Origin of the sequence: Mesorhizobium sp. M0437 (genome assembly GCF_040321335.1) — a bacterium.
Taxonomy (GTDB): Bacteria; Pseudomonadota; Alphaproteobacteria; order Rhizobiales; family Rhizobiaceae; genus Mesorhizobium.
In genome coordinates this window covers 1-14,366 of the sequence record NZ_JAMYRK010000100.1, presented here as the reverse complement: position 1 = coordinate 14,366, position 14,366 = coordinate 1, and the positions used below count along the sequence as shown (strand labels likewise).

The following is a 14,366-nucleotide window of genomic DNA, read 5'->3' as shown; positions in this document are numbered from 1 at the left end:
CTGGCAGATCAAGGGGACCCCGGCGGCCCGTATCGCCGGCGAAAAAGGCGCCGGGTCGCCAAAGGATAGGAAAATCGCACTTGGTCGCCGCTCCAGGGCCTTATCGAGTAGGCGCGGGTTCCTGGCGAGTGACCATGTTATGAAGCCGCAGCCGACAGGTCTGTTGCCAGATCGCTCGAACTCTCGCGTCAGCCAATCAGCGTCGCCATAGCCGCCGCCGATAAGCCCAAGCCCTCCGGCTGAACTGACCGCACCTGCGAGTTCCCCGCCCGATGCGAATGCCATCGGCGCGCTGATGATCGGATGCTGCAGTTCAAGCCGATCAGTGAGACGGGTTACGATGCGCATCATCACTCCAACAGATTGCCTTGAGTATCGCAGGTTCGGTTGATTCTATCGAGCCCCGCTCAGCGCCCCGCGATTAACGGCAACCAGAGCCCCCAGTCGACCGACGGTTATGAGTCCGGACCTTAGTACTACAGTTGCGAATGCCGATGCCGTTTGTAGTGACAGATGGTGGCCGCAGCCTGATGTCGTCGTCGCCATAGCGACCAGGCGATGATGAAGGGCTTTTGTGTCGGTGGGAAGATGAGGATCCGGGCGAGGAGATAGCGGATCTCGGGGACGCTCGGGACGAGCGCAGCCATCCGGATCAGGCGGCGATTGGCTCCTTTGGACTCGTTTCGTTCGGTTTGCTCCATGCGCTGCGGCGAAGATCAGCCGATAGCTTCGAGAGGAATGCCAGGGCGGCCATGCACAGGCTCATGTGGCGATGCCATCCGTGCCAGGACCGAGCCTCGCAATGATCAAGTCCGAGATCATCCTTGGCGCGCTCAAAGCACTCCTCGATCGCCCAGCGCAGGCCGGCCACTGCCGCCAATTCGGCCAAGGAGGAACCGGGCGGGGCGAAGACCAGGTAGTAGGCTTTTTCTCCGGATGTCGATCGCTTGCGGCGGACGAGAAGCCAATGCTCGAAGCCGCCTTTTGACGTCCAAGGGCGGCGGATGCGTGCCCAGTCGTAGAGCCGAGGGCCTTTGGCGCCTTCACCTGCCGCATGACAGACCCAGTCGTCGGGCTCGAACTCGCTGGCCAGTTCCTCGGGCGAGGTTTCCTCAAACAGACGATCCCCTCACCGGCGCATGAAGTGAGCGCCTCGAACCGCCAAGACATAGGGCTGCTCGCGAGCTTCCAGCATCCGGCGAAGGCTGCTGTCCGCCCCGTAGACAGCGTCGCCCAGAACGTAAGCGCACGGGACGCCGGCATCGAGCGCCGCCTCGACCATGGCGCGCGCCATCTTTGGCTTGGTCGCAAACTCGACCATCTCCGGGATCGACGCTCTGGCACATCGCGCCCGATCCCTTGTCCAGCTCTCCGGCAGATAAAGGCGACGATCGACCAGCGCTTGGCCGTAGCGGCTCGCGTAAGCCAAGAACACGCCGACCTGGCTGTTCTCGATCCGCCCCGCCGTTCCCGAGTACTGACGCGCGACACCGGCGGAACGATCGCCCTTCTTCACAAATCCCGTCTCGTCGACGATCAGGACACCATCCTCATGGACCATCGGCCGGCAGAGAAGCGGACCAAGCATTTCGTGGATACCCTCTCACTGCACAACGCCCGGGACTTGCTTGCACATGGTGGCTATCAAGCGCCGCCGCGAGCTGATCTACCTCCAGCGGTCCTGAAGATAACTTGCAGACGATCACAGGTTCAGCCTTGGCAAGCTGACGATCGAGGGTTCGCCACGCTGCTGAGATGCTCGCTCTAGGCCGCCGGTCGCGCGGCTGATTACCAATGCCTTTTCCTGGCCCGTGAGGTTTGGACGCTATCACTCGCCAGGCGGAAGCTGGACCGCTCGGCGCCGGTTCCTTCGACAGCGATCCCCGACTTGACCAATGACCGGCATGCGTCGAGAACCGACCAAGGCACTTCATCCACCGCTGCCGCAATATCAACGAAGCTCGCCAGCTCGTCACTGAGTCGACCTTCGACAGCACGTTCGAGTGATGAATTGGGCCGCAGGATCCAGGCATCGTTGGTCCAATGGATGACGTTGTCCCAGACGATGAAGTGTGCCCCGCATCCAGTGTCTCGCCACACAGAAGGGAAAAGGGTCAACCCGCCCTCGCGTTGATAAAGGCGCCAGGCCGGCCCGGCACGACGGTCGAGGTTAACCGTCAGTATGTCTCCGCATCCATCGGGGCATCTCATGACAAGGGACCGCGGAGCTCCGCGCTCCACAAGTGAAACGTCTCCCGGGTTATCCACCTGCTCGATGGCTTCGGACTGACGTTCAACCCTGCCCTTGAACTGTACCGCGTGCGTTTTCTTGAGCACCCAACCGAACTCCCGACCTACCAAAGCGAAGGATTTGTCACGCGATCCAGAAGGTCCACCGCGCACTTGTAAGCAATGGCCGCATCCGGGCTTTTGCCTTTGGCATAATAGAGCAGCCCGACGCAGATCGCGATTGTATACTCGCGCCTCAGATCGAACGAATGGGACTGACCTTCCTCGAGGATGGTCGTACGCAACGCCACGATCGCGTTGAGCCGATACTGGGCCTTTTTGCCTTGCAGGAGATGTTTAAGCGACATAGCGAAGAGATCTCTGGAGTAAAAATCTTCGAGCACTTGTTCGGGCAGCGGTTGATCAGCCTGCAACTCCGCGTCGAACGCAAGCCCGATTTCCAACCGGGCGACGTCGTGGGACAAAGGACGTCGAGCTGCCCGCGTGAAGTCGATCAGAACCGCTTCCGCATCGCCGCCGCAGACGAACACGTTGCGCAAATTGAGGTCGTCGTGAGCTCGACACACCGGATGCTCCTCAGCCTGCAGTCCAGCGAGACGAACAAAAAAGCTTCGTGGCGAAGCGCCAGCGTAGCTGTCCTTGGTCAATTTGTCGTAGGTGCGCTCAAGGCCTTTTAGATATGCGTCATGCCGTGCCGCAGGTAGAAACTCCTGCAGAAGGTCTAGTCTCTTTCTTTCGGGGTCTTTTCGCCAACGACCCAACACAGTTCGATAGATCGCCTGGATGACCTCTTTCACATCGCAGTTGATCACAACCTTGTCCAGGCGGACGGCATTCTCGACGAAGCGGGAGACCGCAAGCTGGTGCTCAGATCCCACAACCAACGATCCAGGCACAAAGGGGCGCATCCGCGATATGGCACGCGGTCAGCGACCACGTCCCTGTACGTGTTAATGTGTTCTTCCATCACCGCCGCGGGGCCTGACTTGACGATGAAAGGTGTGTGCTGCTCCAGGCCTTCCGTCTCGACCTTCCAGACGGACGAAGAAGATTTGCCACCATTCTCCTCGGAAATAAGGATGCCCGAGTAGTCGTGAAACGCGCGACGGAACAGAAGCTTCAGTTCGGGTAGCAGAGGCGTCGGCAGCTCATTCCCATTTTTGTCGCGGATCGCCAGGCTGCTGTTCAGGGAAGGGCCGCACCGGCATCGTGCGCAGGTCTCGGCAATGTTATCCCAGTCAGAGTCTGGAAGCACTGCGAGCTGCCGCAGCACGACACCAGTATGCTCTTGCCACTGCGCCAACACGCCTGCGCCTGAACGCGCCACCGCCTGTCCAATCGCTTCCTCGCCCCGTTTCGTAACGACAATGACGAGTATGCCGCGCTGTGCGGACGAAGCGGCGAGGCGTCGAAGACGCTTGACCAAATCCAATCGGCCCTCGTCCGACGGAAGGGCACCGGCCAGCACGATCAACGCCCGGGCGCCTCCGTCATCAAGATCAGAAAGCGACACGAGCGGCTTCACGGCAAGTTGGCGGGCGGAGAAAGGCGTCGGGTTCACGGTACCTCCGTCAACCAAAACGGTCGTGCGCTCTTCAGCTTTCATGTTGGCGCCAAATCATGGGCCAACTGTCTCCTTTGGCCAGGGCATTGTCCTGAGCACATACAACGCAGGTCGGATCTGACCTTGAACTGACAGGCCGCACCGATCCTTCAATGGGCCGCCCAATAAGATGCCGCGCCTCCCCAGGGAACCCGGTCACTGCCGAAAGGAACATCGAGACGGCCATGGAAGAGGTTGCTGCGTTAAGGGAGATCACGGCCGGCTGCGGCTCGAAATGGCCGACGAAATACGGATCGGAGCGTGAATCGGCGAGAAGATCGCGTCTCACTGCGGCGGGATCGAGAAGGGAATGGCAGTTAAGGCAGGCCAGCGACTCGGCAAGCATTTGGACCCTAGTCGACATCGCGGCGACGACACCCTCCCGGGCGTCGATGCGCACTCCAACGTCGATCATTGGCAAACGATACTGATAGGCGATCTGATTGAGGACGGCGCGGCTGCCGTGCGAATCCGTGCAACACATGACAAAATCGCCGTCGAGCAACGTCCTGGCCACGGGCTCGTCAATAACGGATTCCGGTAAGGTCATAACCTCAATGTCGCGTTTCGCGCGTTGCGACGCTTCGGAGGCCACTGCGACCTTTGGTCGGTCAACGTCCTTCTGCTCGGCCCCCATCAATCGGTTGAGGTTGGTTCGCTCGACCTGTTCAGGATCAATCAAGTGCAGCCGACCAACGCCCAGCCGGGCGAGTTCCTCGACGACCACTGAACCGGTGCCGCCTACGCCGACGACCGCCACGGTGAGATCGTTGAGGATTCGCTGCCCTGCGGCGCCGAATGCTCGCACATTGCGGTCGAACACTTCCGGCAATGGGGCCGGATCTTCCGCGTCAGTCTCAGTTGGGTAAGATCGAACACTGCGCCCGATTTCCTGAATCCGATCGATGGTGAATGTGGTCTCGCCTTTGATATCGAAGAGGCGGCCACGAAATCCCGTCGGCCCGGCGATCAGGAATCCATGCGGCCCTTGCGGGCACCGAAAATGCAGCACCGGAGCCAAGAGTTGCTGCGCTGCGTCGTCGACCGATGAGAACGCCAGTCTGCGTTGCACAGGATGCGAATGCGCAAGAATTACGCCCGCTCGCTCCAGACGCGCGCGTTTGAGCACGCGCGACAGGAACATGGGAGTCAATGAGACTTCTATCGGGCTGCGGGCGATATAGTCGTCCGGAGCCGGGCGAATGATCTCTCTAACGATCAACCTCATCCCGCCTTCGAAACGACCACCGCCAACGATCAACGCAGCAGCAGATTCAAGGGGGGCAGGCGCGATAAGGTCATCTCGAAGAGCCGTCCATTCTCCACCCCGGAACATCAGACGGTTCATCGCGCCTCGCCCAGCCGCCGCCGGATCACATTCAAATAGGTAAGCAGATTGTCGCTGTTGGGCTTCCAGGTAGACGGATGCCAGGAAAACCACAGCCACTCCGAGGGAACTCCCGGGGTGGCCTGTTGCCCTGTGTTTTGTGGGGTTCCACCGTGTTCGAGGGCGAGCGCCGGCTCGGCCCAGAAGCAATCGGGCGCAGCCTGCGGATAGCCCGCAGGCACCACGAACTTTATGCCAACCTCGGCGCGGTTCCAGCCCTTTGGAAGTTGCACAGCCGGCATGCTGACCACTGCCGTACCTCCGGACTGGAGCTCAAGGGTCGCGTTAGGGTGCTTTTTGCTGATATCCTGGAAGTGACGTTCGAGGATCGACATTAGCCAAACGTCGCCGGAGGAACAGTGTAGAAGTGCATTCCGTTCTTGAGCGTAACAGCCTCATTGTCCCCAATCTGCCGATCGGCATCATGGCCGTGCCCCTCGAGGAACAACTGATATTGCTGGTCCTTGGCGGCGAGCTGCTTCAGCTCCGCACCGGTCATGCTTTCGCTTGTCGCTTCGATATGGACCCCATCAATATTGATGGAAAATTTCGGATGATCTTCTTTGGCCATTGTTCCCTCTGCAAAATGAACCCGAAAAAGAGCAGCCTGATTCAAAGAGAATCAGAGCCGCTGCCTCGCTTTTATCGTGAAAGGAGTGACCGCAGAAGGCGGAATCAAGTTCCCCCACCGCCGACGAGCACCCCGCATTGACACCTCCTATGTAGGAACAGCCTCACATTTTTTCACCCCCATTTCGTTGATAATGATGCTGCCACGGCATTCAAATCCGGTCCGGCATTTCGCACGCCTGCGAGGCTTCCTTGCGCCCGGTCCTCTCGAGTTCAACAAGGAACCGCGATCGTATCACACGCGATGGGCGATCGTGCGTCTGTGGGCGGTCGCCTTAGTTATGTTTGAACAGCGTATTTGGTGCCGCTGCGGCCTTCACGAAATGCTTGGTCCGCTTCTCTGCCGGCCGATGGTCCATGAAATCCCCTCCCCACCCATGACACCAGACACCTCCTTGCCAATATGCCGATCAAGCACTGGCCTCCATGGTACCAGCGTGAACTCGCGCGATTTCTCGATGACAGCGTATTTTCCGCCGGCGAGCTCGACGGAGCGGCGGAGCGTGCCTTCTATTCGATCTCCAGTCTGGGCTTCAGAATAGGGCAGTCCGAGTTCGTCAGACAGTTGACCGGCAACACGGTTCAGCTCACGTTGACGCAGCATCGAAAGCATGTTGGCGCGATAGACGATCCGGTCCTGCTCTTCCCGAGCAAGACCTTGCGCAATCAGCCACTGCCGCCGGCGGCCTTGCGCCTCTCGGACATCGCGGCCGAAACCAGAGCTGTGCAAGGCCTCCGGTGTGTCGGAAACCAGCTCTCGATCGAGCCAGGTGGCGCCGTCGAAGCTGACTTGGCTCTCCAGCAGCATTGATGAGAGCTTGTCGACGACAACAGGCTCGGCCCTCGCTCGCTGACGCTCGTAGCCCGCGACGCGGTCGAGATGGTCCGGCGCGATAGTCCATGTACCGTCCGGCTCGCGCTCGACACCACCGGTCGCCCGGCGGATCGCCTCCAGTCGCCGCACGTGCGTTTCGGCAAAGCGTTCGGTGGCCGACGGGTCATGCTTGAGATGGATATCGATGCTGTAGCGCCCGTCATGGGCTGTGGCGATCTCGGCAATTGTGCGGTCGACTCGCCTTGGCCCGGTGTCGCTCGGCGTGACCCGCACTATGCAGCCCTCTGGCGTCGGTTGGGTGGCCTCGCCTTTGCCGATATCAACATAGTGGCTTTTGCCGTCCACGCCGTCGACGACGAGGTAATGGCGGTCAGTGATTTCGTCGGCCAGGCCGCGCGCAATGATGCGGCCGACGACAGGCTGCATCTGCTCTGCAGATCGATCATGGACAACATAGTCGGCGGCACTGCGGGCGAGCCCCTTGCCGGTCAGTTCGCGGTGCATGGTCTTGATGATGTCGCCCCGCTCGCCGATGCGGCGCAGTGTCGCTTCAAGCTCGCCATCAAGGCGCCAGCGGCCCGAGCCGACTTCCTCAGCCAGACCCATCCGCTCGAGCTTGCGCAGGCGGCCCTGGTGCAGCGTCTGGCGAAACATGTCTCGGCTGGCGGGTGAGACATGCCCCTCATGGTCGCGGATGCGGAGCAGCTGCCGATCGATGCTGGTGAAGCGTTCCCGCTCCATTTCCTGGCGCAGGCGTTGCTCGATCTCGCGGTCCGTTCTCGGGCCAAGGTCGAGGCTGACCAGCTCGGCCGCCCGTTCACGGATTCCAGACGAGATGTAGTCTCGCGCGATGACAAGATTTTCGCCGCGCTCGTCCTTGCCGCGGACGATAATATGGGCATGCGGATGACCAGTGTTGAAATGATCGACGGCGACCCAGTCGAGCCTGGTGCCGAGGTCTTCTTCCATCTGCGCCATGAGACGCCGCGTGAGCGGCTTCAGGTCATCATACTCGATGCCGTCTTCAGGGGCGACGATGAAGCGGAACTGATGCCGGTCGCCATCGGCACGATCGATAAAGGCCTTGCCATCGACGCGGTCGCTGTCGGCGCTATAGAGCTCGCCATGCTCGCCTTCGCGGGTGACGCCGTCGCGCTGGAGGTAGCGAAGGTGTGCACGTGCCCCGTCAACACCCTTGCCGGCCAGCTTGACGATACGCGCCTTGACGACGGCGCGCCGCTGCCGAAACGCCGCGTGGCGGTCGCGCGCTCTGAGAACGGCGGCAGCAGCCCCGCCGCGCCCCGCCCGGCTTCCGATGAAGCGGCCACGGCGCCCGCTGCCGCCGCCGGCTCGGTTGATCGCGGCGCGGATCTGGCCGGCGAAACGCTTGCCTGCCTTCGAGCCGCGCGATCCGATTTTGCCCAGGCTCGGCTTGAACTCTTCATCCTGCATTGAGCCTCCTAGTAATCTTAAGCAAAATCAGCGGTTTGTCGGCAGCAGCTCTCCTGACGCTGAAGGCAGCCTCCGTGAAAAAGGATGTGCAGACAAAGACTTCGCCGCCTCCGGGAGGCGATGCCTTTATCTTGCCTTCCGCGGACCTGCCTCGCTGCCCCGCCCGACCCACGGTACCCCTGCCCTCACCTGCGATCCGGCCGGCCTGACCTTGCTCGCTCCGATCCGAGCGGCACCACGATTTGGCCATTCGGATCGGTCGCGGAAACACCGTTTCGCAGGAAAAACAGCGACTGCCCGGACGGGATTTCCGGCGCTTTTCCGGAACGGGATTTGCCGGTGAACGCGTCCATGTCGGCGGCCGAAATCCCCGCAGCCTTGACCTCTTCCAGATACGAAACCGTCTCGCTGGGCAGCGGTCGCCCACGCTGCAAATGCTGTTCGTAGCGGTCCGGCCCAGCGTTATAGGCGGCAAACAGGCCGGGAAAGCCGAAGCGGTCATACATGGCGCGCAGATAGGCAGTGCCTGCCAGAATGTTGTCGCGAGGGTCGTGCGGATCGGCTCCCAGGCCAAGCTCTGCGCGCACCTCCTCGTAGGTGCCGGGCATCACCTGCATGAGGCCAATGGCGCCGGCGCTCGATGTGATCGGCCGTCCGTCCACCATTGTCTGCCCCCGGCTTTCGGCATCCATGACGGCATAAATCCAGGGCTGTGGAATGCTGAATCGCCGGCTTGCTTCGGCCACCAAGGGCTGCCATCGTTGGAGCTGCGGACCACGGGAGATGGCGGCCGGCTGAGCGTCGGTCGCGGCGGAACAGGCGCATGGCGCTATCGCGACCATGCCCAGCATCAGGAGGGTTACTCGGTCCATAGCGGCACGAGCCTCCCGGCAATATTTTCGGCCGGCACCGGCCCGAAATAGCGGCTGTCGAAGGAGCGGTTTCTATCGTTGCCGAGCAGGAAAAACTCGTCGGCGGCGAGCTTGCGGCAGTCCTTCCACCAAGGCAGCGGACGGTGCTGCGTGTCGGTTGCCAGCCGGCGCGCGACAATCTCGCCGCCGATGATGATGGCGTCGCCGAAGGCGCAGACATGCTCGCCAGGCAGCGCGGCAAGGCGCTTGACCAGCGGCACATTGCTGGGCAGATAGAAGCGTTCGGCGGCGAGATCGGCGACCGGTTTTGGCGGGCGGACGAGCACGAGGTCGCCCCGAGCCGGTGATCCGGACGCGACGCGATAGAGGCCGACCGGCGCACTGGCCGAGGCGTTCCAGACCAGCCAGGGCGATGGTTTGCCGAAGGCGGCGAAGCCGATCAGGCTGAGGCCTGCACTAGCCACGGCGATCGTCTTGCGCGCCCGAATGCGCCGCAGATGGCTGCCGATCAGACGGATAGTGGGACGCCGGCTCATGAGCGGCCTCCCTCACCGGCCGAGCCGGAATCGTGCCCGGCATCCTCGGGCCTGGTCTCCTGCGCGCGTCCCTTCGACCAGTCGTCGAGCTCGTCGATGTGATAGCGGACATAGCGGCCGTGCTTGCGAAATTGCGGGCCACCGCCCTTGAGCCGCATCTTCTCCAGCGTGCGCTGGGATAGCCCGATATAGAAGGCGGCCTGCGCGGTGTTGAGAAACGGACTGCCCTTCTTCGCGCGGGCCGCGCGTTCGTTTTCGTCGTCCATGATGGTCCTCGTTTCGTTACGGACAAGCGAAGGCGAGGATCGGCGAGCGAGATCGTTTTGGGGACGGGCGAAGAGTGGGGGGCGAGTTTTCGCCGCCCCTTCTTGAGAAGAGCCCCGCGCCCGGGGGGGCGCGGGGGGGGCGGGGGGCGCGAGGCTGGCGGTTCAGTCGACCGGGTTCCAGATGATGGCGTATGTGTCGTCGTCGTCCTGGCCGGCGGCGCGGCCGAGATTGGCGTAGAGCTTGCGCGGACCGAACTCCGGGGCGGCAATCGACAGGCTCACATAGTCCTTGCCGGAGGTCTCGCCGGTGCGGATCCAGCCGGCCCCTACTTCGACCCCTTGCGTCAGCACCCGAAAGTCGGGATGGGTGTCGGCGCTCTTTGCCTGATTGGGCACGATGTCGATGTCGGCGCGGACGCTGAGCGTCTTGAGCTGGCCCTTGTAGCCGCCGTTTTCCTGTTTGGTGACGTATCCGATCGCGGTCATTTTCAGTCTCCTTTTGGTGCTCGCCGGGGACCATTCCCCTGCGATGGCGGACCGTGATGGGCGCGTCCGGACCGCCGGAACCGGGACGGCCGCAGCGATAGCGGAGGACCCGAGCGGACAGCTTTTTTGAAGCGAAGCGGCGCGAGGAAGCCGCCGCAGGCGGCGGGGAAAAAAGCTGCTGGCGAGGGTTTCGGTCGGGCCGGATCCGCCCATAGGTCGTCAAGCCAGCCGCAGGGGAATGGTCCCTGAGACGCATGGAGACAGGTGGCGCGATCGGCGGCACAAGAGCGGGCGGCAATGCAGGGGGCTTGCTGCGCGGGCTCTGTCGGCAACCCGATCGGTAATTGGCCCATGCGCGGAGCGCCTCGGCAAGCAACCCGGCGCGGTGCAGGGCTGCCGAAATGGGGGCGAGTTGGCGTCGGGATTTCTCGCGCGGCACTGGCTCGACAAGACGACCAATCGGCAGCCGGCGCGGCCCCGGAGCGGCGCGGGCGACCTGAGCGGCGGTACTCGAGAGAACCGCCGCTTAGGCCCTGATCGACTATTCGCGCGCGAACAGCGGCTGCACTTGTGTCCACTGATCGGCGGTGCGGAAGCCGCCGCGGCTGGTGTAGCTTTCGGCGGGGAATTTCATCCAGCGCGGCAGCCAGCTCTCGACCCACTGGCGGCCATTCTCGCCCGCCAGGAAGTCACGGATGATCTTCTTTTGCGTCTTGACCTTCTCGGCGACATTGCCGTCCGCGACCAGCTTGCCGCCGACCTCGGCCAGCATCGAATTGGCGATTTCCTTGTCGCGCAAGAGGTCGAAGAAGGCGTCGTCCGGTTGCCACCATGCGCCCATATCGACGTTCAGATGGTTGCCGAGTGCCTCGATGACGGCGCTGCCGGCTGCAAGCGTCTCGGCCATGACAAGGGTGAGAACGCGCATGACATCGTCGTCGCACAGCGCCAAGAGGCGCGCGAACACGCCGGCGATAGCAAAGGCGTCGCCATTGCCGCCGGCGACCACGCCATCCTCAGCCGGTGATCCGAGCAGGGCCAACACTTCGCGCCGCTTTTTGCCGAATGCAGCCTCAGCCTTGCAGCCGGCAAGTCTGGCAGTCACCGTTTCGTTGACTGCGCGCTGTGGCTCACGGCGCACCTGCCACAGGCCGGAACCGGTGATGGCGTGCGCCACCACGAGGCGCAGCGCCACGGCGGGATGGTCGAGCATGGCCGCACGCACGGCGGCATGGCGATGCAGATCGACATAGTTCTGCATCGGGCCGGTGAGTTCGGGGCGCGGCGGCTTGGCGGCTGTTTCTTCTTGCTCGCCGCCCTCGCGGGCGCGGCGCGCTTCCTTGCGTGACAGCCAGCCCTCGTGACACTCGACCTCGCCGCGATGCGAGACAGTGATGACGACCTTGCCGCCCTTCTTCTTCGGGGTCTTCTCGTGGTCCCATGGGTGGAATACTGGCCCGGCTCCAGCAGCACCACCTCGCTCCAGCCGTCGTTGAGATAGGTGTCGCGTCTGGCGGCAATCGCTTCGTTCTGCTTTTGCCAGAACAGGTCGGCATCGGCGAAATAGCTGTCCTCGCCGAACAGGTCCGAGGTGATCAGGCCGGGTATTCGTCGATGGCAAACAGCGCCACCTTGGTGGAAATCGACTGGCCGCCGAACAGCCGTTGCTTCAATTGAAAGCCACGCGGCGCGTATTGATCGGGATCGGCACAGAGTGCCAGCCAGTCCTTCTGCTGCGCCTTGGACGCCATGGTGAGATGGCGCGCCGTCTCGGCGTCGATCTCCTCGCGCCGGTAGGCTTCGCGGATTTTTGGGCAAGAGATCGCCAAGCGCCAGAATGCGTTTGACGTTGAGGTCAGTGATGCCGAAGGTCGCAGCGATCTCGGCAACGGCGGCCTTGCCTGACGAGCCGCGAAAGCGTCTCCCATTGCGATACTTCGTCAGGATCGAGCCGGGCGAGGTTTTCGATCAGCGAGGCTTCCAGCGCATCGGCGTCGTCGCCATCCTCCATGATGGCGCAGGGCAAGGGATCGCCTTCGCCGCGCTCGTCGGCAAGCGATTTCGCGGCGAAATAGCGCCGCCTGCCGGCAACGATCTCGAAGGTTTCCGGCTGGCCGTTCGGCCGCACAAGGAGAGGCACCAGCACGCCGCGCGCACGCACGGATGGCAGGATATCGGATATGTCGGGCGCGCGTTTTCCATGGCGCATGTTGAGCGCGGAAATCTTGAGCTGATCCAAGGGGATGTGGGCAAGCTGCATGGTTACTCTCTTTCGCTTTGGTTGAGGTTGTCCCGCCGCAGAGGCCGAAGGCCGGCGCGGCGGGACGGTTTTTGCGCCTATCGGCGCTGCTGTTCCGCCGTGTCGGGCGGAAGCTCGGAATGGGGCTTTGACAGGGCGTCTGCTGCTTGCCGCAGAAGTCGCTCGGCCTCGGTGATGTGGCCGCAAATGCGGGCGGCTTCGGCATAGACGGAGAGCGTAAAGCGCGCCTGGAAATGCAGGTCGCGCTCTATGCCGAGGCCAAGCGGACCTTTTACGGATGCAAGCTCGGCCAGACTGACGCTGCCGAGTTCGGGGAAGCCGAAGCCGAGATCGCAAAGGCCGAACAGCGTGTCGCCATCGGCGTCGAGTTCGCTCAGAAGCCACGTCGCGGCACCTGTCGGATTAAACAGTTTCACAACGGGAAAATGGTCGATGTCGGCCTCGGCGGCGCCATTGGCGAGCAGTCGTGCGCGCAGTGGATCGGTGATCAGGATCATGGAAAGACTCCTTGTCAGAACAGGTCGAGTTGATTTCTGCTGGCTTCATCGAAGAGGCCGATATCGAGCGGCTTTTGCGCCGCGCGCGGACACATCGGCGCGTCCATCAGGAGGGTGAGCCGATCGCGCGTGGTGATCGGCCGAACGCCGGGAATGAGCAGCTGCTCGCCTTGCGGCGTCGGCTCGGTCGCGGTCAGTTGAGGATCGCGCATCGTCATGCCGCAATCCCTTCCTGCGCCTCGCCTTCGGCATCGGCCTGAAGGCCAAGCAGGAAATCGGCGGCCTTGGAGGCAAGACTGGCGGCACGGAAGATCGCGCGGTTGTCCTCGCGCAGCACCTTCAGCCATGAGCCGATGTAATCGGCATGACGCACGGTCGGCTCGATACCGAGATTGCTGCAGACGAAGGCGGCAGTGATTTCGGCGACCAATTCTTCACGCGCGTAAGCCTTGGAGCCGAACGAGCCGGAGAGGTCGCGAGCAAGCCGCGTCGGGTGGCCGGTCCAGTGGCCAAGCTCGTGAAAGCAGGTCCGGTAATAGTCGATCTGGTGATGGAACGCCGGCTGCGGCGGCACCTGAATGTGGTCGCTGCCCGGCATGTAGAAAGCGCGATCGCCGCCGACCCTGAAATCCGCACCGCTGGCGCGAATGAGCGTCTCGGCCTGCGGCACGATCTCGCACTGAGGCAGCGGCTCGGCGGCGGCATAGAGGTCTTCCGGAAGATTATCGCACTGCGCGACATTGAAGACGGTGAAGCGCTTCAAAAAAGGCACGGCCTGTGGTTCATCGCCCTCGTGGCGTGCGCGCTCCTTCTCGTCCTTGGGGACAAAGCGGTCGGCATGCACGATGGTCGTGCCGCGCTCGCCCTTCCTGACATTGCCGCCAAGCACGAGCGCCTGCCGGAAGGTGAGCCAGTTCTGGCTGGGATAGCTGCGCTCGATCACCGCGCCCCACAGGATGAGGATATTGATTCCGGAATAGGTGCGCCCAGAGGATGCATTCCTCGGCAGGCCAAGGCCTGCCTTTGCCCTGCCCCATGGCTTGACCCATGGCACGGTGCCGCGCTCCAGTTCGGCAATGATGCGGTCGGTGATCTCCTGATAAAGGCTGGCGCCGGGGCGCCCGCCCTTGCCTGCGCCAGCCTCTGTGCTGGCACAACGCTTGCTGTTTGCATGCATCGTCTTATCCTCCGCTCGCAAATCGCCGCGCCTTTCCCCGGAAGCGGGGTGGGCGGCGAGTCGCGACCGGAAAGGCCCGCCGTGGGAGGCGGACCGCATCCGAAGGACCGGAACG

19 protein-coding genes and 1 pseudogene are annotated in these 14,366 nt (G+C 62.7%); all 20 read right to left on the bottom strand.

The window, feature by feature from the left end; genetic code table 11:
* Positions 1–348, bottom strand: a 348-nt coding sequence (locus NKI72_RS32180) for a nitronate monooxygenase (protein WP_352851899.1), incomplete at its 3' end; no start/stop codon positions are given.
* Between the two features lie 128 nt (positions 349–476).
* On the bottom strand, positions 477–701 hold the full coding sequence (locus NKI72_RS32175; protein WP_352851903.1) for a hypothetical protein: 225 nt from the start codon (positions 699–701) through the stop codon (positions 477–479).
* A pseudogene (locus tag NKI72_RS35565) lies at positions 653–1,552 on the bottom strand (IS701 family transposase); the annotation flags it as partial. The gene NKI72_RS32175 and the pseudogene NKI72_RS35565, both read right to left, overlap by 49 nt.
* Before the next feature lie 236 nt (positions 1,553–1,788).
* A complete protein-coding gene (locus NKI72_RS32155; protein ID WP_352725328.1) occupies positions 1,789–2,337 on the bottom strand; it encodes a ubiquitination-like system serine protease family protein in 549 nt (182 codons plus the stop codon).
* A 17-nt stretch (positions 2,338–2,354) separates the two neighbouring features.
* The gene (locus NKI72_RS32150; RefSeq protein ID WP_352851895.1) at positions 2,355–3,062 is read right to left on the bottom strand and encodes a phosphotransferase; all 708 of its coding nucleotides are present in this window, start codon (positions 3,060–3,062) and stop codon (positions 2,355–2,357) included.
* On the bottom strand, positions 3,059–3,856 hold the full coding sequence (locus NKI72_RS32145) for a hypothetical protein (protein WP_352851893.1): 798 nt from the start codon (positions 3,854–3,856) through the stop codon (positions 3,059–3,061). The genes NKI72_RS32150 and NKI72_RS32145 overlap by 4 nt, the downstream gene beginning before the upstream one ends.
* The gene (locus NKI72_RS32140; RefSeq protein WP_352725324.1) at positions 3,846–5,201 is read right to left on the bottom strand and encodes a HesA/MoeB/ThiF family protein; all 1,356 of its coding nucleotides are present in this window, start codon (positions 5,199–5,201) and stop codon (positions 3,846–3,848) included. Before NKI72_RS32140 ends, NKI72_RS32145 begins: the two co-directional genes overlap by 11 nt.
* Positions 5,198–5,575: an E2/UBC family protein gene (locus NKI72_RS32135; RefSeq protein ID WP_023800976.1), complete on the bottom strand. Its 378-nt coding sequence runs from the start codon at positions 5,573–5,575 to the stop codon at positions 5,198–5,200. The genes NKI72_RS32140 and NKI72_RS32135 overlap by 4 nt, the downstream gene beginning before the upstream one ends.
* The gene (locus tag NKI72_RS32130) at positions 5,575–5,811 is read right to left on the bottom strand and encodes a multiubiquitin domain-containing protein (RefSeq protein ID WP_023800975.1); all 237 of its coding nucleotides are present in this window, start codon (positions 5,809–5,811) and stop codon (positions 5,575–5,577) included. The genes NKI72_RS32135 and NKI72_RS32130 overlap by 1 nt, the downstream gene beginning before the upstream one ends.
* A gap of 375 nt (positions 5,812–6,186) precedes the next feature.
* The gene (gene rlxS, locus NKI72_RS32125; protein ID WP_352851891.1) at positions 6,187–8,157 is read right to left on the bottom strand and encodes a relaxase/mobilization nuclease RlxS; all 1,971 of its coding nucleotides are present in this window, start codon (positions 8,155–8,157) and stop codon (positions 6,187–6,189) included.
* Positions 8,158–8,342: 185 nt separating this feature from the next.
* Positions 8,343–9,029: a lytic transglycosylase domain-containing protein gene (locus tag NKI72_RS32120; RefSeq protein ID WP_352851889.1), complete on the bottom strand. Its 687-nt coding sequence runs from the start codon at positions 9,027–9,029 to the stop codon at positions 8,343–8,345.
* Positions 9,017–9,565, bottom strand: a complete 549-nt coding sequence (gene lepB / locus NKI72_RS32115) for a signal peptidase I (protein ID WP_352851887.1) — start codon at positions 9,563–9,565, stop codon at positions 9,017–9,019. The genes NKI72_RS32120 and lepB overlap by 13 nt, the downstream gene beginning before the upstream one ends.
* On the bottom strand, positions 9,562–9,831 hold the full coding sequence (locus NKI72_RS32110) for a helix-turn-helix transcriptional regulator (RefSeq protein WP_023679653.1): 270 nt from the start codon (positions 9,829–9,831) through the stop codon (positions 9,562–9,564). The genes lepB and NKI72_RS32110 overlap by 4 nt, the downstream gene beginning before the upstream one ends.
* Before the next feature lie 162 nt (positions 9,832–9,993).
* Positions 9,994–10,317, bottom strand: a complete 324-nt coding sequence (locus tag NKI72_RS32105; RefSeq protein WP_023672372.1) for a DUF736 domain-containing protein — start codon at positions 10,315–10,317, stop codon at positions 9,994–9,996.
* Between the two features lie 541 nt (positions 10,318–10,858).
* On the bottom strand, positions 10,859–11,938 hold the full coding sequence (locus NKI72_RS32100; protein WP_352851885.1) for a hypothetical protein: 1,080 nt from the start codon (positions 11,936–11,938) through the stop codon (positions 10,859–10,861).
* Positions 11,913–12,146 (bottom strand): hypothetical protein, encoded by a 234-nt coding sequence (locus NKI72_RS32095; RefSeq protein ID WP_352851883.1) that lies wholly within the window; start codon positions 12,144–12,146, stop codon positions 11,913–11,915. Before NKI72_RS32095 ends, NKI72_RS32100 begins: the two co-directional genes overlap by 26 nt.
* Before the next feature lie 26 nt (positions 12,147–12,172).
* Positions 12,173–12,577, bottom strand: coding sequence for a ParB/RepB/Spo0J family partition protein (locus NKI72_RS32090; RefSeq protein WP_352851881.1), 405 nt, complete (start codon positions 12,575–12,577; stop codon positions 12,173–12,175).
* Between the two features lie 77 nt (positions 12,578–12,654).
* Entirely contained in the window at positions 12,655–13,074 is a 420-nt protein-coding gene (locus NKI72_RS32085; RefSeq protein WP_352847720.1) for a DUF2958 domain-containing protein, read from the bottom strand.
* 14 nt (positions 13,075–13,088) lie between these two features.
* Entirely contained in the window at positions 13,089–13,292 is a 204-nt protein-coding gene (locus tag NKI72_RS32080; RefSeq protein ID WP_352502724.1) for a hypothetical protein, read from the bottom strand.
* Positions 13,289–14,251 carry an ArdC family protein gene (locus NKI72_RS32075; protein ID WP_352778493.1) on the bottom strand — a complete coding sequence of 321 codons (963 nt, stop codon included), beginning with the start codon at positions 14,249–14,251 and terminating at the stop codon, positions 13,289–13,291. The genes NKI72_RS32080 and NKI72_RS32075 overlap by 4 nt, the downstream gene beginning before the upstream one ends.
* Between the last annotated feature and the right edge of the window lie 115 nt (positions 14,252–14,366).